The organism is Bacillus sp. 105MF, from assembly GCF_000374885.1.
Lineage (GTDB): Bacteria > Bacillota > Bacilli > Bacillales > Bacillaceae_G > Bacillus_A > Bacillus_A pseudomycoides.
On record NZ_KB895567.1, the window covers coordinates 14,990 to 38,481 of the forward strand.

At 36.2% G+C, this 23,492-nt stretch carries 17 protein-coding genes and 1 pseudogene; 1 reads left to right on the forward strand and 17 read right to left on the reverse strand.

All coding sequences use genetic code 11. The features are described from left to right. Positions 1 to 77 precede the first annotated feature (77 nt). Together C564_RS0105395 and C564_RS34415 are read right to left on the reverse strand one after the other, a co-directional pair. On the reverse strand, positions 78 to 707 hold the full coding sequence (locus C564_RS0105395; RefSeq protein ID WP_003203095.1) for a hypothetical protein: 630 nt from the start codon (positions 705 to 707) through the stop codon (positions 78 to 80). 256 nt (positions 708 to 963) lie between these two features. Then, a pseudogene (locus tag C564_RS34415) lies at positions 964 to 1,624 on the reverse strand (IS6 family transposase). Positions 1,625 to 1,917: 293 nt separating this feature from the next. Here C564_RS34415 and C564_RS0105405 point away from each other — a divergent pair. Further along, positions 1,918 to 2,115 (forward strand): aspartyl-phosphate phosphatase Spo0E family protein, encoded by a 198-nt coding sequence (locus C564_RS0105405; RefSeq protein WP_003203089.1) that lies wholly within the window; start codon positions 1,918 to 1,920, stop codon positions 2,113 to 2,115. A gap of 261 nt (positions 2,116 to 2,376) precedes the next feature. On the opposite strand, the gene C564_RS0105410 is transcribed toward C564_RS0105405, so the two are convergent. From C564_RS0105410 to recA, 15 genes are all read right to left on the reverse strand, one after another. Next, entirely contained in the window at positions 2,377 to 2,628 is a 252-nt protein-coding gene (locus C564_RS0105410) for a SunI/YnzG family protein (protein ID WP_003203088.1), read from the reverse strand. 392 nt (positions 2,629 to 3,020) lie between these two features. Further along, a complete protein-coding gene (locus C564_RS0105415) occupies positions 3,021 to 3,257 on the reverse strand; it encodes a DUF5105 domain-containing protein (protein WP_018764675.1) in 237 nt (78 codons plus the stop codon). A 600-nt stretch (positions 3,258 to 3,857) separates the two neighbouring features. Beyond that, the gene (gene ppsA, locus C564_RS0105420; protein WP_018764676.1) at positions 3,858 to 6,473 is read right to left on the reverse strand and encodes a phosphoenolpyruvate synthase; all 2,616 of its coding nucleotides are present in this window, start codon (positions 6,471 to 6,473) and stop codon (positions 3,858 to 3,860) included. Positions 6,474 to 7,282: 809 nt separating this feature from the next. Then, a complete protein-coding gene (gene mutL, locus C564_RS0105425) occupies positions 7,283 to 9,214 on the reverse strand; it encodes a DNA mismatch repair endonuclease MutL (protein WP_018764677.1) in 1,932 nt (643 codons plus the stop codon). 8 nt (positions 9,215 to 9,222) lie between these two features. Further along, on the reverse strand, positions 9,223 to 11,895 hold the full coding sequence (gene mutS, locus C564_RS0105430; protein ID WP_018764678.1) for a DNA mismatch repair protein MutS: 2,673 nt from the start codon (positions 11,893 to 11,895) through the stop codon (positions 9,223 to 9,225). A gap of 178 nt (positions 11,896 to 12,073) precedes the next feature. Beyond that, positions 12,074 to 12,616, reverse strand: a complete 543-nt coding sequence (cotE, locus tag C564_RS0105435) for an outer spore coat protein CotE (RefSeq protein WP_003199431.1) — start codon at positions 12,614 to 12,616, stop codon at positions 12,074 to 12,076. Between the two features lie 129 nt (positions 12,617 to 12,745). Beyond that, positions 12,746 to 13,177, reverse strand: coding sequence for a RicAFT regulatory complex protein RicA family protein (locus C564_RS0105440; protein ID WP_018764679.1), 432 nt, complete (start codon positions 13,175 to 13,177; stop codon positions 12,746 to 12,748). 3 nt (positions 13,178 to 13,180) lie between these two features. Continuing rightward, entirely contained in the window at positions 13,181 to 14,710 is a 1,530-nt protein-coding gene (gene miaB / locus C564_RS0105445) for a tRNA (N6-isopentenyl adenosine(37)-C2)-methylthiotransferase MiaB (RefSeq protein ID WP_003199427.1), read from the reverse strand. Positions 14,711 to 15,159: 449 nt separating this feature from the next. Continuing rightward, positions 15,160 to 16,026 carry a 2-oxoacid:ferredoxin oxidoreductase subunit beta gene (locus tag C564_RS0105450; RefSeq protein ID WP_018764680.1) on the reverse strand — a complete coding sequence of 289 codons (867 nt, stop codon included), beginning with the start codon at positions 16,024 to 16,026 and terminating at the stop codon, positions 15,160 to 15,162. Beyond that, complete coding sequence (locus tag C564_RS0105455; protein WP_018764681.1) at positions 16,013 to 17,770, reverse strand: 2-oxoacid:acceptor oxidoreductase subunit alpha; 1,758 nt, start codon at positions 17,768 to 17,770, stop codon at positions 16,013 to 16,015. The genes C564_RS0105450 and C564_RS0105455 overlap by 14 nt, the downstream gene beginning before the upstream one ends. A 257-nt stretch (positions 17,771 to 18,027) precedes the next feature. Next, positions 18,028 to 18,990: a dipeptidase gene (locus C564_RS0105465; RefSeq protein WP_026008473.1), complete on the reverse strand. Its 963-nt coding sequence runs from the start codon at positions 18,988 to 18,990 to the stop codon at positions 18,028 to 18,030. 23 nt (positions 18,991 to 19,013) lie between these two features. Beyond that, positions 19,014 to 19,274, reverse strand: a complete 261-nt coding sequence (gene spoVS, locus C564_RS0105470) for a stage V sporulation protein SpoVS (RefSeq protein ID WP_000404341.1) — start codon at positions 19,272 to 19,274, stop codon at positions 19,014 to 19,016. Between the two features lie 149 nt (positions 19,275 to 19,423). Beyond that, positions 19,424 to 20,218, reverse strand: a complete 795-nt coding sequence (locus tag C564_RS0105475) for a TIGR00282 family metallophosphoesterase (RefSeq protein ID WP_003199419.1) — start codon at positions 20,216 to 20,218, stop codon at positions 19,424 to 19,426. A 182-nt stretch (positions 20,219 to 20,400) separates the two neighbouring features. Beyond that, complete coding sequence (rny, locus tag C564_RS0105480; RefSeq protein WP_016115916.1) at positions 20,401 to 21,969, reverse strand: ribonuclease Y; 1,569 nt, start codon at positions 21,967 to 21,969, stop codon at positions 20,401 to 20,403. 431 nt (positions 21,970 to 22,400) lie between these two features. After that, entirely contained in the window at positions 22,401 to 23,426 is a 1,026-nt protein-coding gene (recA, locus tag C564_RS0105485) for a recombinase RecA (protein ID WP_018764684.1), read from the reverse strand. Positions 23,427 to 23,492 lie beyond the last annotated feature (66 nt).

Genomic DNA, 23,492 nt, shown 5'->3' on the forward strand with positions numbered 1-23,492 from the left:
CCATTTCTTCTAAACCGATGAGAGGATAGTGATTTTGAAACTTCTTCACCTGTTCAATTGAAATTTCCCGTTATTTATTATGGATTCATCGTGATTTCAATTGCTGAAGCCCTATCATTCCAATCCGCAGCCATATTAGCAGTTTTACCATACCACTCATAATGTCTAAACATGACTCCTTGACCATATCCCTGAGATGAAGTATGCTCCCACAGCGTCGTTGAGTAGCTTGCAGAAGGTGACGCCGTACTTAAGGAGGAAATTCTGTCATTCCAGCCAGAAGATAAGTTTGTAAACCCACTGCTCCAATAAATATACTGTCCACCTTTATTTATATGCTCATAGAAATCCGTACTTTCAGGACCACTACCTAGAGGCTTTATTACATTTTTAAGTTGAGGCTGTATTACATTTTTAAATCTTTGCTTATCTTTTTTAATGAAAGCCTCCAAGGTTTCTCTGCTCGTAAAACCATACGCTAACCAATCTCCCTTGTTATTCTGTTTAGGCAAAACCATGGTTATTTTTATGTCTTCGTTAGATTTGTTATTCACTTTGGCCAGGGAATCCACACTCTGTTCATCTACAGTTAAATACTCGAACGATTTAATCGTGTAATCTTCTTCTGCACTTGCTGATACCGTTCCCAATCCTCCAGTTAATGCAAAACCAGCTGCTAATGCTCCTACTACTAACTTCTTGAACATACAACCATCCCCTTTTTGCTTAGATTTTTGGTACAACTAAAATATATGTTATTTTTAGAATTATATAAATGTTTAGAACTTTAGAAATAAAAAACGGAATATTCATTGTTTTTTATTTTAATTTTTAGGAAAAAATACATTATTGGGGTTTTATGGCATGCCCATTAAGTTAAAAGGTTCTGTTGCAAAGTTACCCAAAACATAGAGAATCTAGGATTGCATCGTTAAATGGTTATGCAACCATTAATAATTCCTGTCATTCATTATACGTTGAAAAACCGAAGTCTGAGCCAAGACTTCGGTTTCTTTTATATAGAGCATGAATGGTTTCGATTTCTTTTATCGTACGTGAAGCATGCCGAAGGTTTTGAAATCCTGCGGATTTGGCAAAACGCCTCTTGACATGCCTATGATCCTGTTCGACGAGATTGTTCAAATGTTTGATTGTACAATGAGTTGTATTTGAATAAAAACCTTGTTTTCTTAATTTCTTAAATGCGCAAAGTAATGCCGCGCTTTGTCTGTTGTTAGAGCCGTTGGTTCGCCAAATGTTTTCACTAATCTTTTCATAAAGGTATAAGCAGCCCGATAATCCCGTTTTTACGAAGTTGAATATCCAATGTATGCCCGTCTTTATCTATTGCACGATATAAATAACACCATTTTCCTTTGACTTTTATATAGGTTTCATCTAGCTTCCAAGATAATTGGACGTTTTTATTTTTCTTCTTCCAAATTTGATAGATAAGGTTTCCGTATTCATGAACCCAGCGCATGATAGTTGTTGGGTGAACTGAGATTCCACGTTCTTTTAAAATTTCAGAGACATCACGATAACTTAAAGAAAAACGACAGTAGTACAGGGCGGCTACCAAAATAATATCTTTCTTGAACTGTTTTCCTTTAAAATATCGCATTTGTGTTTCTCCTTACTCTTTTTTTCTAGAGTGTAGTCTCATTTAGAAAACTTTGCAACAGAACCCTTGGTAGCCATTTAGTGAAACTTTTTTACAAATAATTTAACTATGTTTCAAACCAACAATATTTTCTCTTTTTACAAATTATAGTTAAAAGGTTAGGCTTCAAACTCTTTCCTTTAAAAGTTCATAAAAATGTTTTAATATGTTTAATTATGCTATTTCCTTATTCAAGAAATTAGTCTATAATTTTCTAAGGAATATTATGGGGATAGAGGAGTTTATGCAAGAATATGGAGATGAGAAAGTTACATTATTTAATTGAAAAAAGAAAAGAAGAATTAATTGAGCTTGTTAAACACTATGGTTTTTGTCATCCTAGGGTGCTAAAATTTAGCCAAGATCTAGATAAATTAATTATTCATATGATGAAACAAAGTGAAATACGTGACATTATTACAAAAGCAAACAGTAATACATGTAAAAAATAAAAATTCAATAATTTTACCTCTTATATTTACATATCAATCTATACAGAATTTTTTTCATGAAATATTTATAAAATAAATATATTTCTAGATCTTTTTAACTGGTTCGGTTGAGGTGGAGGTACAAGCATTAAATAAGAACTGCATTCGTTAAAAATTAACAACGAAAATTAACATAACTAATAGCAAAAAAAGAAGCGGAAACCGCTCTTTTTTGTTCATTCTCTAAGCGTTAGCATAGCAGGTGAGTAGTTCACAAGATGCTCACAATCTAATTTTATTTAAAAATGAAATCTTATTAAGTGTAAATAATGCATAATCTAAAGTTGTAGTTCTAATTAATATACAATCTGATTCACCACTTTGTGTTCCTATCTTTACTAACTTTTTCTTTTCAGGAACATAGTCATTATCTTCAATAATCTCAACAATGTCCTCTAACAGAATATTAATTTCTGCAGTTTGCCATTCAATTGTTAATTGTTCATGTGTCTTTGTTACCTTAATATCTTGCATATAACTCTATTACCTACCTATTAAATTTGAATTTCATTATAAATGAATGTAACGAAATTATATCAAAAAGTTATAAAAACAGCTACAATTTTTTATTCTTAAACAAAGCACCAAGATTCCTATTTGTTAATTAAAAAACCAGGGATTATTACCCCTGGTGTCTCAAAAAAAATGTTTTAGACCCTAGAAAAAAGGGTTCTGTTGCAAAGTTTTCGAAACTCAAGTACACTTTGGACACAACCACCATACCTTTTTAGTGTAGCTTTGAAATAAACTTTGATCAAAAACAACTCGAAAACCTTCATTTTACAATACAGAAAATTCAAAATTCACCTGAGTAAACCTGTATATCGAATTAATAGTATCTTTTTTATAAAGAGTTTAATAATATATTATGGTTTCCATAAAATCCTTGGAAGATCCTTTATACCCTCTCCATCTATATATACAACATTCGTTTCAAATTTCACTTTTTGCCGTATTGCTTCTTTAAAATTTTTAAAATAGTTATCTACTGATTCTTCTGTAATACTAGATACGCCTTCATAATTATATAGGACTGCTTTTCTAACCTTTTCCGCCATCGCTTCATTAAATTGTTTTCCATCTTCACCTGTTAATTTACTCATTTTGTCTATATCTTTATCATAGAAGCCCACCTATTGTAAGTGATACTATCAAACTCATACCTACTAAATTTTTGGAATATAACATATTCTACTTCAACTCTTTTCTGTATAAATTATGAATTACAGTAATATGACACCATTATATCTCGGTGTTCTATAGCATATTTTATTTATATACAATTATTAAAATGTAAAAACCACAAAAACATCAAACCCTATTTTATTTCAAGGTGCGCCGTTATCTATAGCGCTGGAATAAAGTTTAATTAAAATGACCCTACTAAATCCCTATGCAATACACAAAAAGAAACCATTTTGAAAGATCTTTTATCAAGACCTAAAATAAAAAAAGATAGATAAATTAAAGGACATTACATATTTTATATGACTAATATGTAATGTCCTTTCTTATGCAACAATAGCGCTCTTTAACAGAAGACTCGATTTCAAGATAATCTTAACAGACATTAATATCGATCTTCAGTTACTGCCCCCTTATATGTCCTAGTGACAGGGTTCTTACCATAGACCGCAAAGCACCATGATGTCAATGATTCTCCTAATTCGAATGCTCTTCTTTTATGATTTAAATGTAATGAATTATAGTATTTCTATATAACCTTCTGTTCCATTTACTCGAATACGTTGCCCATCTTTTATCAGCTTGGTGGCATTTTCAACACCGACAACGGCAGGTAAGCCATATTCACGTGCGATGACTGCTCCATGGGTCATCAGTCCGCCAACTTCGGTGACAAGTCCTTTTATGGATACAAACAATGGTGTCCAGCCAGGGTCAGTAAAGGAGGTGACTAATATATCTCCATCTTCTAAATCAGCATCTTCCATGTTTAAAATGACACGCGCTCGTCCCTCTATAACTCCGGAAGAAACAGGCAGACCTAAAATCGCTTCGGCTGGGAGATTTTCTCGTTTGTACTCACCCGCAATAATTTCACCATCAGACGTGATAACACGTGGGGGAGTTAATTTTTCATATAATTTGTACTCGTCTTTTCGTTTGCTGATGATCTGGTAATCCAGTTTGTTTGTACGTACGACTTCGTGAAGTTCTTCAAAAGTGAGATAGTATATATCTTCTTTTTCGTGAATAACGCTGGCTTGCACGAGTTGTTCGGCTTCTTTCAGTAAAGCCTGCTTATAAATGAAGTAGCGATTAATCATGCCGTATTTTGGATATTCACGATAACCGATGAAATTCCGGATCAGGCTGATCATTCGTTTTGTCTCTTTGGCTTTTCGTTTACCATCCGGTAATTGCTTCAATCGATCTAATAACTCTTGTTCTTTTTTCAAAGCTTCCTGTCGCCCTTGCTCAAATTTCCGATTGCCAGAATTAGGATCAAATTCTTTGATGTTATTGAGAATCATGTGGACAAGTGTAGTTGGTTTTTCACTCCAACGAGCTTTAGTAATATCGATTTCTCCAGCACATCGCATTCCGTATTTGTTGAGATAAGCATAGATAGCATCTTGGATTTCCTGTCCACCATCAAACTTAACCAGTTCATCCAAAAAGTTATCATCTTTTACATGTTGTAAATAATTGATTACTTCCGGATAAGGACGAATCACATCTGCAACATCCAATAGCGCCAGACCCATTTCTGAAGTAATATTGTTTGGTGCAGATAGAGAAAGCGTGTCTGCTACGTTTTTTTCACCTAACCACTTGTTCATTTTCTCATTGATCCATGATGAAGCATCTATAGCAGCCATAATTACACCCAAACTTTGTGGGTCAAATAAAATCGTCTTTAATTTCTGGATATCTTCTAGAATACAATCAAATAAATCTGATCCTGATTTCGTTTGGATGTCTTGTTTTAACTCTTCTATCGATGTTTGACTACTCTGAATCAAATCAGAAACGATTGTCGGATCGTTTTCGATTTGTGCTTGAAAACCCGAAGACGATATACCTTTATTGCTTTTACTAGAACTCGGTACTTTTTTACCATCTGGTGACGATTTTATAAAATCTTCTCGCTCTATTATAGTCATGAGTGCGTCTTTTATAAGCGGATCGGATTGCCCCAAGGTATCTATTATCGTTTTTCTACTGACAGGCGAAGCCAGATTATGCGTGATATCAACAAATAACCTTCCACCAGCTTTAAACCTGGGTCCAAAAGATGTTAACTGGAATAAAGACATTCCCAATGGTTTCAAGGGATCGATCATCATTTGTTGGTGACCGACAGATACATAAACGTGATTTTCCTGATCATCTACTTCAGGGACAGGGTATAAAGTAGTGATGGGACGACTTTGCACGATATAAAATGTCTCGTCAGCCAGACACCATTCGATATCTTGTGGGCAACCAAAATAAGCTTCAATCTCTCTACCTATGCGTGCGAGCTGTAAAATTTGTTGTTCAGTAAGTGTTTGCGTCTTTTGCCGATCAGGATCGATCTGCTGTGTCTCTGTTCCGCCTTCTTTTAGTCCATAGATGGCCAATTTTTTTGTTGCTATCATCTTATCGACGATTTTATCTTCTTGCACCTTATAGCAATCCGCAGATACCAAGCCGGAGACAAGAGCCTCTCCTAGTCCAAAGCTAGCATCGATCGATAGTAGCTTTCGATTGGAAGTAATCGGATCAGCAGTAAATAAAATTCCTGAAGCCTGTGGGAAAATCATCCGTTGAATGATAACGGATAGGTAAACCTGGCTGTGATCAAATCCGTTTTGGATTCGGTAAATTACTGCGCGATCAGTAAATAGGGAAGCCCAACATTTACTGATGTGTCGCAATATTGCATCTTTTCCGATGATATTTAAATAGGTGTCCTGTTGACCAGCAAAGGAGGCAAATGGAAGATCCTCGGCTGTAGCACTTGAACGAACAGCATATGCATGCTCGAAGCCAAAAGTTAAGAGACATCGATCGATATCTTCTTCGATCCCCTTCTCGATCTCGATCCCCTCAATCAGCTCACGAATCTTCCTGCTAATTTCACTAATTCTTTCTCGTTCGTCCACTTTTTGAACTGCTAGTTGATCCAGTAATTGATGAAGCTCCTCATTTTTCCCAACGACTCTTTTATATGCCTCAGTGGTAACACAAAATCCCTCTGGTACAAGTATTCCTTCAATCCTCGAACATTCGCCCAAATTCATCCCTTTGCCACCAACCACCATTTGTCTCGTTTTATCGATCTCACGAAACTCTAGTACATATGGTTTCATTTCTTTCCCTCCCATTTATCGCTCAATACCAAGACGAATCATATGACAAAAATTGTTCATCTGATCAACCAATTACGCTGTCCACTCGTTCTTGCTCCTCGCGAAGTTCCATGTTCATATCAAACACTCCTTTAAAAAAATAAAAATAGGGGTTGACTGAAAAGGATTTTATGATGTATAATTAAAATAGGGATAAATTACACAAAAATCTATTACTGGTGTATCTATATAAATTTACCACAGTTTCTCATTTTTATCAATGTATTTACACGACCATAATTGTTGCAAATTCAAAGGAAGAAAAAACCCCATTTTACAAGACAAATGACTTACACTAAATGATATCCAAATATCCAATCATTTAGTGTAAGTCAGGAAAATACGGATTTACAACGTTAAGAAATTCCAATATTAAAAAGCCCAATTTCTTAGTATTAATATTAAGAAATTGGGCTTTTTTTCGTTACCCCATTAAAGCGCCCTATAATTGAATAAAAACCTAATTGATTTTTATGTCCCAAGGAGAAGAAGAAGTAAACTGCCTGCCCAAAGAAAATATGCAAGTTGAGTTAATATATACATGGATAATTAACAAAAAGCATGACATAAAATTGTCATGCTTTTTTTGCCTATTAAAAAATTCTTTTCGTACATTATTATTTTTTCAGTATATTAACGTAAAAACTCATTAATTCAGTGGTATTTTTCATTCTTTATACTAACTTTAAACAGTACAAACAATTTTCATTACCCATTAGCAAACTTTTTCCCTTCCCAGTAGCGGACTTTTTTTCCTTTGGACAACTCTCCTACATCACCCGCTTAAACATCTTCTCCAGTTCATACGTCGAATGATGCACAAGTATAGGTCTACCATGCGGACATGTGTAAGGATTTGTTGTTGTACGCAGTTCTTCTAGCAAAGCAAATATTTGATCGTTCGTTAAATATTGATTTGCTTTGATCGATGCTTTACAGCTCATCATAATGGCTGCTTCTTCACGCAGTTTTTTTATATCGACTTTTTTTAGTTTGACAACTTGCTGCATCATTTCATCGATGATTTCTATTTCCTGTCCTTTTGGGAACCACATTGGATGCGAACGAACGATAAAGGATTGATGACCAAATTGTTCTAAGAATAATCCTACCTTTTTCAATTCCTCTAATTGCTCTTCGACACGTAAGAATTCAGTGAGGGATAAATCAATACGATATGGTACGAGCAATTCTTGCACTTCTTTCGTTACTTGTCCTACTTTATCACGGAAATATTCATAATTGATTCGCTCTTGCGCTGCATGCTGGTCAATCATATATAAACCTTTATCATTTTGGGCGAAAATATAGGTTCCATGCATTTGCCCGATTGGATAAAGCGGTGGTAAGTCGTTTCCATTCATTTCGATTTCTTGGATTTCTGCTACTTCTTCTAATTCAAAATCTTCCTCGCTGTTATCCCATTCATTCCCGTCCTGGACAGATTTTCCAATCATTGATTTAGAAAGTTGCCAACTATTTTCTTCTTTTACTAAAGATTCTGGTGGCTGCCATTCCTGCTTCGGTGGTTGCCAAAGTAAATTTTTGTTTTGTGGTTTGGCTTGGATTTCTTCTTGTTTCTCATCCATTCCAGTCGGTAAGACGATGTTTGGCAGTGGTACTTCTTTCGGTTTTGTATGTTCAAAATGAAATTGCTCTTGTACACTTTCATCTTTTTCTTTTTTCTTTGATGTAACACCAGCATCTGGAATGAGCTGTATTTTTTTAAAGGCGTCCTGCAATGTTTTTTCAATCAATTGCAGTAATTCCTGCTCTTTACTAAAACGCACTTCTAATTTCGCTGGATGAACGTTCACGTCAACTAACATTGGATCCATCTCGATTGATAAAAAACCGATTGGATAACGTCCCACTGGAAGTAATGTGTGATACCCTTGCTGAATTGCTTTCATTAAGACATAGTTTCGAACGTAACGGCCATTTACAATCGTAGATATGTAATTACGAGATGCTCTCGTTACTTCAGGTAACGTTACATATCCACGAATGGTAAAGTCCAATGATTCCGCTTCAATCGGAATGAGTTTTTTCGCAACTTGAATGCTGTAAATTGCAGCAAGTACTTGCCTCACATCACCATTCCCTGAAGTGTGTAGCAGTTTTTTCTCATTATGAAACAATTTCAAAGATACTTCTGGATGGGACATAGCAATGCGATATACAATGTCTGTAATATTCCCAAGCTCTGTATGAATTGTTTTCATATATTTAAGGCGTGCTGGCGTGTTAAAAAACAGATTTTGAACCGTAATATCTGTCCCTTTACGGCTCGCTGTTTTTTCCTGCATTATAATGTCTCCGCCCTTAATAATAAGATGTGTACCTGGTGCATCTCCTGTACTTGTGACTAACTCTAATTCACTAACAGATGCGATACTTGGCAATGCCTCACCACGGAAACCGAGCGTGCGGATGCGAAATAAATCATTTTCATCTTTAATTTTACTTGTTGCATGCCGCTCAAAAGCAACAATACAATCTTCTTCAGCAATGCCATCTCCATTATCAATGATGCGAATTTTTGATAATCCAGCTTCTTCTAAGTGGATTTCAATAGATGTACTATTCGCATCGATGGAATTTTCGACAAGTTCTTTTACAACTGAAGCAGGTCGTTCGACTACTTCCCCTGCGGCAATTAAGTTAGAGAGTTGATCATCGAGTTTGCGAATTTTCCCCATCTACTTACTCATCCTTTCTTTAACTTTTTCTGCAAACGATACAGTTCATTTAAGGCTTCTAGAGGAGTCATATCAAGTAAATCGATTTTTTTAATTTGTGTTAATACAGCTGTTTCTTTTTGATCAAACATAGGCTTGTCTTCTTTTTTCACAGGCTGTTCTGTAGTAAAGAAAGATAGCTGTGATTCTGCAGGTTCTTCTTTCTCTTCTAGCTGCGGTTCTGATTTTTCTTTTACAACGACTGGTTCTTGGACAATTTCTTCTTGTACTTTCACTTCCACTCGTTTTGGAATGATGATTTCCTCTTGTCCTTCTAGCTGCGCTAACACTTCTTTCGCACGAGCAATTAAGCTATCTGGCAGTTCAGCAAGCTGGGCAACGTGAATACCATAACTTTTATCTGCTGCACCATCTTGAATCTTATGCAAGAAAACAACTTTTCCGTTTTCTTCAATAGCTGAAACGTGTACATTTTTCAGTTGCTCTAAGCTTTCTTCTAATACAGTTAGTTCGTGATAATGTGTTGAGAATAATGTTTTCGCTCCAATTTGATCATGAATATGTTCTATGATTGCTTGTGCGAGTGCCATACCGTCATACGTAGATGTACCGCGTCCAATTTCATCAAATAGAATTAGACTTCTTTCCGATGCATTCGCAATTGCATTTTTCGCTTCTAACATTTCGACCATAAATGTACTTTGACCTGAAATTAAATCATCTGCTGCACCTATTCTCGTAAAGATTTGGTCAAAGACAGGTAACACCGCTTCTGTTGCTGGTACAAAACAACCGATTTGCGACATAACAGTAATAAGTGCTAATTGACGCATATACGTACTCTTACCAGACATATTTGGACCCGTAATTAAAAAGACATCCATATTTTCAGGCATCATGCAGTCATTTGGAACATACAATTTGCCGTTCAATACTTTTTCTACAACAGGATGGCGACCATCTTTTATAAAGATTTCACGTTTATCTGTTAAAACTGGTTTTACAAATTGCTCTTCTTCACTTACTGTTGCAAAGCTTTGCAGTACATCTAGTTCACTAATAACTTTCGCTAGATGCTGTAATTTAGGAATAAACACCTTTACTTCTTCACGAAGTACAGTGAATAAATCATATTCTAGCTGTACAATTTTTTCTTCTGCCTCTAAAATCAATGTTTCTTTTTCTTTTAATTCATCTGTGACGAAACGTTCTGCGTTTGCAAGTGTCTGCTTACGCTCATAGCGCCCCTCTGGAAGAGCAGAAAGATTTGCCTTTGTCACTTCAATATAATAGCCAAAAATACGGTTGTAACCAATCTTTAATGATTTAATACCTGTAATATCACGCTCACGTTTTTCAAGCTCTGCAATCCACGTTTTTCCGTTCTTACTAACATAGCGATATTGATCTAATTTGTCATTATAGCCATCTTTTATAATATCCCCATCTTTTATAGAAAGCGGTGGGTTTTCTTGAATACTTCTTCCTAGTAACTCTGTTAAACTTTCACATGGATCAGCGCCTTGAATTAACCTTGCTGCATAAGAATTGTCTAATAAACTAATGGCCTCTAAAATAGCTGGCACTTGCAGAAGTGAACGTCTTAATTGCAGTAAATCACGCGCATTTACGTTACCATATGCGACTTTTCCTGCTAAACGCTCTAAATCATACACTTCTTTTAATTTTTCTTTTAAATCTTCACGTAAAAAATAGTCATTCACAAACGTTTCAACCATTTCTAAACGTTCTTCAATGTTGTCTTTTTGTATAAGTGGACGTTCCATCCACTGTTTTAACATACGGCCACCCATAGCTGTTTTTGTTTTATCTAATAGCCATAATAAAGAGCCTGTTTTCTCTTTTGTTCGAAGTGTTTCTGTTAACTCTAAATTACGCTTTGAATGTACATCAATTTTCATAAATTGATTTGTATAATAAATATCTACCGGCTGCAAGTGATCCAATGAACGTTTTTGCGTTCTTAATACATAATTCAATAAGCGTCCTACTGCTGTAACTAATTTCGTTTGCGTCACACTTTTAACAAGGTGTTCCAACCCTTCAGGAATCTTCGTTGCATCTTCATATGAAATTGTCATTTTCAATGTTTCTGTTAGCTTGTTTAGCTCATCTTTTGAAAATGTAGAATCTACAACAATTTCTTTTGAACCTGTTGCATACACCTCTAATAAAACATCTTCTACCGTACCCGTTAATAGTGTCACTGTATTTTGTCCTGTTGTTAAATCATTACAAGCCAGTGCATAAGAACCATCTTCAAAATGAGTTAACGCCGCTAAGAAGTTGTTTTCTTTCTCATCAATTGTGCGCCCTTCCATCATCGTTCCTGGCGTAATCAATTGAACAACTTCACGTCTTACAACACCTTTTGCTGTTTTAGGATCTTCTACTTGTTCACAAACCGCAACCTTATATCCTTTTTCAACAAGCTGTTCAATATAGTTTTTTGCTGCATGATATGGGACACCACACATCGGTATACGATCACTACTCCCACCATCTCGGCTTGTCAATGTAATTTCAAGCTCATGCGCTGCCTTTATAGCATCCTCAAAGAACATTTCATAAAAATCTCCTAAACGGAAAAATAAAAAGGCATCTTGATAATCTGCCTTGACCTTTAAATATTGTTGTATCATCGGGGTGTACTGTGCCATTTGTTTCCTCCATACTTCATAAAAATGTGCTATATTTATATGCCGCACTTCACGGACAATTTCCTCTCCACTTATAGGAGTCTCTCTTCATTATAGCACATTTTCAATACAAAATAGTTCCATCCAGTATGACTAATACTATGTAAAAAGCTAGGAAGAAATTCTCCCTAGCTTTCTATTATTCTTCTTCTGCATCTACAATAAAGTTTGGATCTAACTCTTCAAATTCATCATCATCTACTTCAAAGCTATCCTCATCCTCTGGACATCCATCTGGATTTACATTTACACAAATTTTCGTTTCACCGACAACTTCTGTTACAAATTCACGCTCTACCGTTACAACAATTTTGTTATCATTTGGTGAAACAATTGCTTCTAAACAATTTGGATGTTGAATAACGCGGGCAATAATTTCTAAATCTTCACCTGAAAAATTTTTGTCACGATATCCAATATTGATTTCATCCGTGTAACTAACACGTTCTGTTACAACTTCTGTTTTTGTGTTTTCATCAAATGAGTACCACGTATTCACATCGTAATATCCTTCAATTTCTACAGCCTTCCCATTCTTTCTTGCTTCATATGTGTGATTAATTACCCAACATCCGAGAATACTTGTCGGCTCATGATTTGATTCACATGTATGCGTTGACTTTGTATACTTACGTCCTTTGCCCACTACTGCCTTTGTAATAATCTCTCTAAATTCGGACATTCGGAACCCTCCTCAATCAATATTCACTTAATCATATGCGTGACAATAGCGGAATGTGTCATTCTTTTTTTGACAAAAGACTATAGAGCAAAATAAAAACAAAAAAGAGATGTCCATAAGACATCTCCCTTAACAATCACAATTCCCTTTTTTACTCTCTACTTCAGCACCCGTTTCACCTTTTAACACATTGCCACCAGTTGAAATTAAAATTTCATCCGTTACGTTATTAGAAATGGTACTTGCTACAAGCTGCAGTAAATCATTTACATATGTTTGTGAAGATTTAAATTCCTGTACAACCGGAATGCTATCAAGTTTATCTTGCAGAGCATCTATTTCCGCTTCTACTTTTTTCAATGATTCCCATTTTCCATAATGCTGTAAGTTTACGGCTTGTTTTTGCAGCGCTTTAATTTCATCAATTGCACGTTTTACATTTTCATTTTTATGAATTTGCGCTTCCGCACGTTTAAAGAAATCCACTTCTTCTGTTTCAGAAATCATTTTCGCTAATTCTTTCGCTTGCTCAACAATTTCATCTTTTGTATAAACTTTCATCTATTATTTCACCTCGAGTGGCTCCTCAACCAATTCCCCGTTTAGAGACCAAGTTTTTGCTTCCGTTACTTTTACTTTTACAAGCTGACCGATTGCATATTTTGGAGCTACGAAGTTTACAAGTTTATTGGTACGCGTATAGCCTGCAAGCACGTCGGGATTATTCTTACTTTCTCCATCAACTAGTACTTCAACGATTTGGCCTTTATATCGTTTATTCTTTTCCATAGAATATTCATTAACCAATGCATTTAAACGTTGTAAACGCTCTTTTTTTACTTCCATCGGTACATTATCCTTCATTTTTGCAGCAGGTGTACCTTCACGTGGAGAATAAATAAATGTAAATGCACTATCAAACCCTACTTCGCGATATAACGACATCGTTTCTTCAAACTGCTCGTCTGTTTCATTTGGGAAACCAACGATAATATCAGTTGTTAATACTGCATTCGGAATCGCTTCTTTAATTTTACGTACAAGTTCTAAATAGTGTTCCCGTGAATATTTACGTGCCATAATTTTCAACATATCTGTACTTCCAGATTGCACCGGTAAGTGGATATGTTCAACTAAATTACCGCCTTTTCCAAGTACTTCAATTAAGTGATCATCGAAATCACGTGGGTGACTTGTCGTAAAGCGAACACGTGCTATATCAATCTTACGAAGTTCATCCATTAAATCGCCAAGACCATATTCTAAATCTTCAAAGTCTTTACCGTATGCGTTTACGTTCTGACCAAGCAACGTAATTTCTTTATATCCATTTGCCGCTAAATGACGAATTTCATTAATAATATCTTCTGGGCGGCGACTACGTTCTTTACCACGTGTATATGGTACTATGCAATATGTACAGAATTTGTCGCATCCATACATAATATTTACCCATGCTTTAATATCACCACGACGTACTTTCGGAAGGTTTTCAATTACATCCCCTTCTTTAGACCATACTTCAACAACTGTCGCTTTTGAGAACATCGCATCTTTTAAAATGTACGGCAAACGATGAATATTATGTGTACCAAATACCATATCTACATGCTGGTTTTTTTGCATAATTTTATTTACAACAGATTCTTCTTGAGACATACAACCACACACACCAATTAAAAGATCTGGGTTTCTTTGTTTTAATGGTTTTAAATGACCAAGTTCACCAAATACTTTATTCTCAGCGTTTTCACGAATGGCACAAGTATTTAATAGAATCACATCTGCATCTTCTGTCGAAAATGTTGGTTCATATCCAAGTGTTGTAAAAATACCAGCCATTACTTCTGTATCATGTTCATTCATTTGACATCCATAAGTACGGATATAAAACTTTCTTCCGGCACCAAAGTTACGAAACTCTTCTGGCAAACCAAAATCACGTTCAATTTTAACTTCTTCTTTTCCGCGTTTTTTCGCATCTTTTAAAGAAGGCGGCTGATATACACTTTCAAAGTATTTACTGTAATCTTTTTCTCCTTTTTTCATAGAAGAATTGGCTTGTTGACTTGCTAATCGTTGTTGCTCGTTCATGGGTAATCTCCTTTCAACCTTAACTATACACACTCTGTAGTCCATTCTAATGACAATCAGACCCATCTTAAAGATTAGGATAGTTTGAGAGATAACTTGCCCCTTTGAAACTCGAGTAATCGATCTAACCATCCGTAAGAATGGAGTCTTCCCGACACCAATAGACATTCCCTTTTTTGTTGTTTTAACCTTGTCCTTTTAAATAACATGTTATTTTATTCCTATACACACTATCATAGTATAAAGTGTTTAGCCAAATTTAACAACAAAGAGACAGTATCATACCCACGTACTACAGCGCACAAACCAATTTTTTCTGACAAGACGATACACTATCGTTTTATCATTCTGAATTTTCCGAGTAAACAAAATATATTAAAAAGTTAACTCATTTTGTTTACTCACCATGTAAATAAAAAAGCTGCCATTAAGCAGCTTTTTTATTATGATTACATAAATTCAGCAACGAGTTCATCAAACATTTTTTGATCCATTTGTAAATCAGCTTGCACTAAAGGCTTTTCACTATATCCCTTTACAAGTTCTTGGTAAGAAGGCTGCTCTGTATTTTGATAAATTAAGCCTGTTACTAAACCTTTGTTTTCCATTAATGTTTGCATAGCAATCATACGATTAGATGGATCGTATCCTTCGACTGTGCTTAATTTTGTTAAATTCTCTTTAAACCAATCATACGTATTTACTTTATTATAAGTTACACATGGGCTAAATACATTAATTAAAGAGAATCCTTTATGCTGAATACCAGCTTCGATAAGCTGCGTTAATTCTTTTAAGTCACTAGAGAAGCTTTGTGCCACAAAAGTTGCACCAGCTGTTAACGCCATTTCCATTACAGATAACGCTGGTTCAATTGAACCTTGCGGTGTACTTTTCGTTTTAAATCCCGCTTCGCTACGTGGTGAAGTTTGACCTTTTGTTAAACCGTAAATTTGGTTATCCATAACGATGTACGTAATGTCAATGTTACGACGAATCGAATGAATCGTATGTCCCATACCGATTGCAAAGCCATCTCCATCACCACCAGATGCGATAACTGTTAAATCACGGTTTGCCATTTTCACACCTTGTGCAATTGGGAGTGCACGCCCATGAATACTATGAACACCATATGAATTAATATAACCTGAAATACGACCTGAACAGCCAATTCCAGAAATAACAGCTAATTCATCTGGGTTTAAACCAACGTTAGCTGCTGCACGTTGAATCGCAGCTTGCACCGAGAAGTCTCCGCAACCTGGACACCAGTTTGGTTTTACACTGTTCCGAAAGTCCTTAAATGTTGCCATTTAATACAACCCCTTTTTTGCATTCGTTGTAAATTTCTTTTGGTAGGAATGGATTCCCGTCATATTTTAACAGACTAGAAATTTTCTCACCAATGCCAAGATTCATTTTCATAATGTTAGCAAGCTGACCAGTTGCATTGTTTTCTACTACAACAACGCGTTTTGCACCCTTTACAAGTGGAAGAATTTCATCAGTTGGGAACGGATGAATTAAACGAACATGAGCATGATTTACTTTTAATCCTTCTTGCTCTAAACGCTCCATTGCTTCTTCAATTGCACCACGAGTAGAGTTAAAGCCAACTAACAATACATCAGCTTCATCATACTTAGCATTTTTGTAAACAGGGGTATTAAACTTTAAATTCTCCATTTTACGGAAACGTTTGTCCATTTGTGCTTTACGATTCAGTGCTGATTCAGATGGTTTACCAGTTTCATCATGTTCTACACCTGTCACATGGTGAACACCATTTTTCATACCAGGTAAAACACGTGGTGAAACACCATCTTCTGTCACTTCATAACGTTTAAAGTAAGCTTTATTTTCACGATCTGGTAACTCTGCCTGTAAATCAAGCTTACCGCGGCGAATTTCTACTCTGTCTAACTTCAATGGTTCTACTGTTTGCTTTCCTAAAGAAAGCTGTAAATCTGTTAAGAAAATAACAGGAACTTGATATTCTTCCGCTAGGTTAAATGCTTCTACGATATCATAGAACGCTTCTTCAACAGTACTTGGCGCCATTACGATTTTTGGAATTTCACCGTGTGTCCCGTAAATCATCGCCATTAAATCAGATTGCTCTTGCTTTGTTGGTAAACCAGTACTTGGACCACCACGCTGTGTATCAACGATTACAAGTGGCGTTTCTGTAATACCAGCTAAACCAATTGATTCCATCATTAAAGATAAACCAGGTCCTGCTGATGCTGTTAGGGTACGTACACCCGCATAGTTCGCACCAATTGCCATTGTACAAGCAGCAATCTCATCCTCTGTTTGGATGACTGTTCCGCCTACTTTTGGTAATTTTTTAATTAAGTATTCCATAATTTCAGAGGCAGGTGTAATCGGATATGCTGACATAAAGCGCGCTCCACCAGCTACTGCGCCAAATGCAATTGCATCGTTACCGATCATAAACATACGTTTTTGACCATCAGCTTTTTCAAGCTGCATCATATTCACTTTCTCACCAAGTAATTCTTTCATATATTGAGAGCCGCGTTTGATTGCTTCCATATTCTTTTTAACGACTTGCTCTCCCTTGCGACCGAAAATTTCTTCAACAACTTCTAAATATACAGTTTCATCTAACCCTAATACTGCACTAGATGCCCCAACGGCAACCATGTTTTTCATTAATGATGTCCCTAATTCAGAGGCAATATCTGTAAACGGTATTGCATATAGATTTACATCTGAACTTTCTGGTATAGTTGGATTAAATTTTGCATCTGCAACAACAATTCCACCTGGTCGTAGTTCGTGGAAGTTAAAATCAATTGTTTCTTGATCAAAAGCAATTAAAATATCTAAATCATCTGATATTGCGCGTACTTCAGTTGTACTTACGCGAATTTTATTATTTGTATGACCACCCTTAATTCGTGATGAAAAGTGGCGGTAACCGTATAGGTAATACCCTAAGCGGTTTAATGCAATACAGAAGATTTCTCCTGTACTTTCAATTCCTTCACCTTGTTGTCCTCCAACTTTCCATGAAAGTTGACTAATCATCTCCTACACCCCTTTTGGCTGCATTCATTGTAGTGTATTTTTTTACAGTAATAGTGTAGCACTTTTTATGCAAAGAAACTACAATGGACACAAATTATACCTCTTCAGACTTCCCTGAATGTTTCGCATAATCTTAATTCGTCTACAATTCTAGCCTTACAATGAAAAAAATGCAATAATTTGGCCTGAATTTCATTCGAATTTTTTAATTTTTCTAACTTTTTGTTTTCAAATAAAAAAACAATAAAAATAAGAAACTAGAAAGAAATATGATTAATGAAATTATCATATAAAAAGCTTTGAACATTTATTTCACTGTATCGCTTACTCAGTTCATTGATTACATATTCATAACGCCGATACGCTTCCACACCGACAACCATTTCTGTGATACCATCAAAATCCGAACCAAATCCTATATTGCGCTCTCCTCCGAGCGAACAAATGCGCTCCACATGCCGTAATATGTCATCCATATAAGCAGGCCTATGGTTGGTTAAAAACTCCGGAACGAACGTTACACCAATTACACCATCTTTTTGAATAAGTGCTTGTACTTGTTCATCTTTCAGATTACGCGGGTGCTGACAAAGCCCATAACAATTTGAATGTGACGCAATTGGATATTGAGCAATTTCCATCACATCCCAAAAACCTTTTTCATTTAAGTGAGACACATCTGTCCATAAACGAAACGAATTCAGCTCTTCTACAACCTTCTTACCAAACGCAGTAAGTCCCGCTCCTCTTGTTTCCAGTGCTCCATCAGCTAATAAATTCGCATGATTCCACGTGAGTCCCATAGATCGGACTCCTAAACGATAGAGCGTGCGCAATTTCATCATTTCTTTTCCAATTGCTTCGCCGCCTTCTAATGTTAAAATCGCGCCAATTTCATTTGCTTCTAACTGCGCTATATCTTTTTTTGTCTGAATCAATTTCATGTTTGGTAACGATAAAACCTGCTTATAAAATATATCTATCATAGCTAACGTAGCTTCAAAACGTTGTTCATATGGTACGATTTCAGGTACATATATCGCAAAGCATTGTACGCTTCCTTTTCTTTGCTCCAATTGTTCAAATGTAATATGTAAAGACGGATCATTTTGAAAATTCTTCTTTCCTTTTGCACTCCATAGTTGCCATAGTACATCACAGTGCGCATCAAACACTTTCACTTTCATTTCCCCTTTCCCATAAAAACAACCTGTTTGCATAAAAGCAAACAGGTTGTTCAAACTTAACGAGGTTCTACAATTAATTTTATTGCTGTACGTTCTTCACCATCAATCATAATGTCTGTAAAAGCTGGGATACAAATCAAATCCAAACCACTAGGCGCTACAAACCCTCTTGCAATTGCTACTGCCTTCACAGCTTGATTTAATGCACCTGCGCCAATAGCTTGGATTTCTGCTGTTCCGCGTTCGCGAATAACTCCAGCAAGTGCACCGGCTACAGAGTTAGGGACCGAAGTTGCTTTAACTTTTAATATTTCCATTCCTCGTTTCCTCCTCGTTTCTTTAAAAAGTATTAGCGATTGATTTCACTTTAACTTATATTCACGAGGGGAGACATGTATTCCTGCTAAATTTCTGTAATTTTTCTAAAAAGTTAAAATATAATGTTTTTTCTAACTTTTAAATAATCTTATTCGAAAAATGGCTGATCATCATTGATTAAAATACGTTCAATTTTTTTCGCTTTTCCTGTATTTGGATCCACATCAATTAATACTGCACTTAGTTGCGTTCTTCCATTTGTTACTTCAAAACGTACAGGTAAATTCGTTAAAAATTTCTTCAGTACAGCTTCACGATCCATACCTAAAATCCCATCATACGGACCAGTCATTCCAACATCTGTAATATAAGCTGTTCCGCTTGGCAAAATACGATTATCTGCTGTTGGAACATGCGTATGTGTCCCTACGACTGCCGTAGCACGTCCATCTACGTACCAACCAAGCGCCTGTTTTTCACTTGTTGTCTCAGCATGAAAATCAATAAAGATAATATTTGTACGTTTTTTCGCAATGTTAATTAATTCATCTACTTTTCGGAACGGGCAATCAATTGGCGGAAGGAACGTACGTCCTTGTAAATTAATTACCGCTACTTCGGTACCGTTACAATTTACAAAAATAAGTCCTTTTCCCGGTGTTCCCTCTGGAAAATTGGCTGGTCTTGCAAGATATTTTGCATCATCAATAAACTCAAACACTTCACGGTTATCCCAAGCATGATTTCCAAGCGTAACTGCTTGTGCACCACACTCTAAAAAGTTTCGGTAAATTTTCTCTGTAATACCACGGCCACCTGCAGCATTTTCTCCATTAATAATTGTTACAGTAGGCGTATATTTTTTCTTTAACGCCGGTACGTATTGTTGAATCATACCTCTTCCAGGGGATCCTACTACATCTCCAACAAATAAAATTCTCATATGTCTTACCCTTTCTATGTACTACTTATTTTATTATTCACTAATAAGAAAAACAAATTGCTCATTAAAACTCTTCTTCCATTCTAGCCAACTAGAATGGAAATCGAATAAAGTAATTTGCAAACGATTTATTTTATATTGCCCAATCCCAGCACAAAAAAATAAAGTGGTGTTTCACCACTTTATTTTGCGTATTCCACTGCACGTGTTTCACGAATAACTGTTACTTTAATATGTCCTGGATAATCCAGTTCATTTTCAATACGTTTTCGAATATCACGCGCTAAACGATGGGCTTCTAAATCATCGATTGTATCCGGTTTTACCAAGATGCGAACTTCACGTCCTGCTTGAATTGCAAAAGATTTTTCTACTCCTTCATAGGATTCTGAAATCTCTTCTAACTTTTCAAGACGACGAATATAGTTTTCAAGCGTTTCACTACGAGCTCCTGGTCTTGCAGCTGATAACGCATCCGCTGCTGCAACTAAAACTGCAATGATGGAAGTTGGTTCTGTATCACCATGGTGAGATGCGATACTATTAATAACAACCGGATGCTCTTTATATTTCGTTGCGAGTTCAACACCAATTTCAACGTGACTACCTTCTACTTCATGGTCAATTGCTTTTCCGATATCATGCAATAGACCTGCACGTCTTGCTAGTTTTTCATCCTCGCCAAGCTCCGCTGCCATAAGTCCTGTTAAGTACGCTACTTCCATAGAGTGTTTCAACACATTTTGTCCATAACTTGTACGGTATTTCAAACGACCTAAGATTTTAATTAAATCTGGATGTAATCCGTGGACACCTACTTCAAATGTTGTTTGTTCCCCAACTTCGCGAATATACTCATCCACTTCACGTCTCGATTTTTCGACCATTTCCTCAATACGTGCTGGGTGAATACGTCCATCCTGTACGAGCTTATCAAGAGCGATACGAGCTGTTTCACGACGAATTGGATCGAACCCTGATAGGATTACCGCTTCTGGCGTATCATCAATAATAAGGTCAATACCTGTTAACGTTTCTAACGTACGAATATTACGACCTTCACGCCCGATAATACGTCCCTTCATTTCGTCATTTGGAAGATTTACAACCGAAACGGTTGTTTCAGCAACATGATCAGCTGCACATCTTTGCATTGCAAGAGATAAAATCTCTTTTGCTTTCTTATCCGCCTCTTCTTTCGCACGAACTTCACTTTCTTTTACCATAACGGCAATTTCATGAGAAATTTCACTTTCCACTTTCCCTAAAATGATTGCTTTCGCTTGTTCGCGTGTCAGATTGGAAATGCGCTCTAATTCCGTTTGTTGCTTTTGAACTAACTCTCCCACTTTGCTTTCCAACTCTTCAATCTGTTGTTGTCTCGCTACAAGAGATTCCTCTTTCTTTTCTAACATCTGCTCACGTTTATCGAGCGTCTCGTCTTTACGATCAAGGTTCTCTTCTTTTTGCATTAAACGATTTTCTTGTTTTTGTAATTCGCTTCTACGATCACGAATTTCTAATTCAGCTTCTGTACGAAGTGTATGAATTTCATCCTTTGCTTCTAAAAGCGCTTCCTTCTTAAGTGCCTCTGCTTCACGATTTGCATCTTCTAAAATGCGTCTCGCTTCGTTTGCTGCACCATTAATCTTCGCTTCTGCAATAGACTTTCGAACAAAAAAGCCAACAACTGCACCGACTGTTGCAAGCAAAATGGAGATGAGTATCCAAATTAATGTACTACTACTCATGATTTCACCTCCCCTTGCCATGAATGAAAAAAGACTGTCGGCATGTACATTAATTTGCAACGTACAGCAAAGACCGTCGCCCCGCTTTTTAAGGGACTTTCTTCATTTCACAATTAAAATGTCATATTATTATTTCGAAAAGGTATAGAACCTACTCCGAATGTTACTTCTCTTCTAGAGAAGAGTGTATCGTATATAAGAAAAAATATACATTCTCATTGTATCTATCGCAATTTTCATTGTCAAGCGTTGTCTACTTTTACTTTCTTTACCTTTGTCATATAAATCTCCTTTTAACGAAAAAAGTTTATATTCACGAAAGATGACACCCCTTACCTAATCAGTTTTAACAAGGGAGAACGCCTGAATGAAAGGCCTTGCTACATATTATTGTGAAATAAAAAACAAAAGACACGAAATCGTGTCTTTTGTTAATCTAGAATAGCATCTTCTTCTAAGTTTCCAGAATCTTCACCAATACCATGATGTTCACGAATAAAGAATGCAATTTCATCTCTTAATTCTGGATTTTCTTTTAAGAATTGTTTTGCATTTTCGCGCCCTTGTCCTAAACGTTCTTCATTATAAGAATACCAAGCACCACTTTTTTGAACGATATCAAGTTCAGAAGCCATATCTAAAATTTCGCCTTCTCTTGAAATCCCTTCTCCGTACATAATATCAACTTCAGCAACACGGAAAGGAGGTGCTACTTTATTTTTCACTACTTTTATTTTTGTTTTGTTACCAACAATATCATTACCTTGCTTTAATTGCTCAGCGCGACGCACTTCAAGACGAACTGTTGAATAGAATTTCAACGCACGACCACCTGGAGTTGTTTCTGGGTTCCCGAACATAACCCCAACTTTTTCACGAATTTGGTTAATAAAGATTGCAATTGTTTTTGATTTGTTAATCGCACCGGAAAGCTTACGAAGTGCTTGTGACATTAGACGTGCTTGTAAACCGACGTGAGAGTCACCCATTTCTCCTTCGATTTCCGCTTTTGGTACAAGAGCCGCTACAGAGTCAATTACGATAATATCAATTGCACCGCTTCGTACTAAAGCTTCTGCAATTTCTAGACCTTGTTCTCCTGTATCAGGCTGTGATAATAGTAATTCATCAATATTAACGCCTAGTTTTTGTGCATATACCGGATCCATCGCATGTTCTGCATCAATAAATGCTGCTTGTCCACCTTGACGTTGCACTTCTGCAATCGCATGTAAGGAAACCGTTGTTTTACCTGAGCTTTCAGGTCCATAAATTTCGATAACACGTCCGCGCGGGTAACCACCAACACCTAAAGCTACATCAAGTGCTAATGAACCACTTGGAATTGTAGAAATTCTACGTTCTGCCTGTTCTCCTAATTTCATAATGGAACCTTTACCAAATTGCTTCTCTATTTGTTTTAACGCCATATCTAATGCCGCTTGACGATCACTCATTCAAAATTCCTCCTTAACTGAATTGCTAATCTTATTATACCTATTTTCATATCAATTTGCCAACAA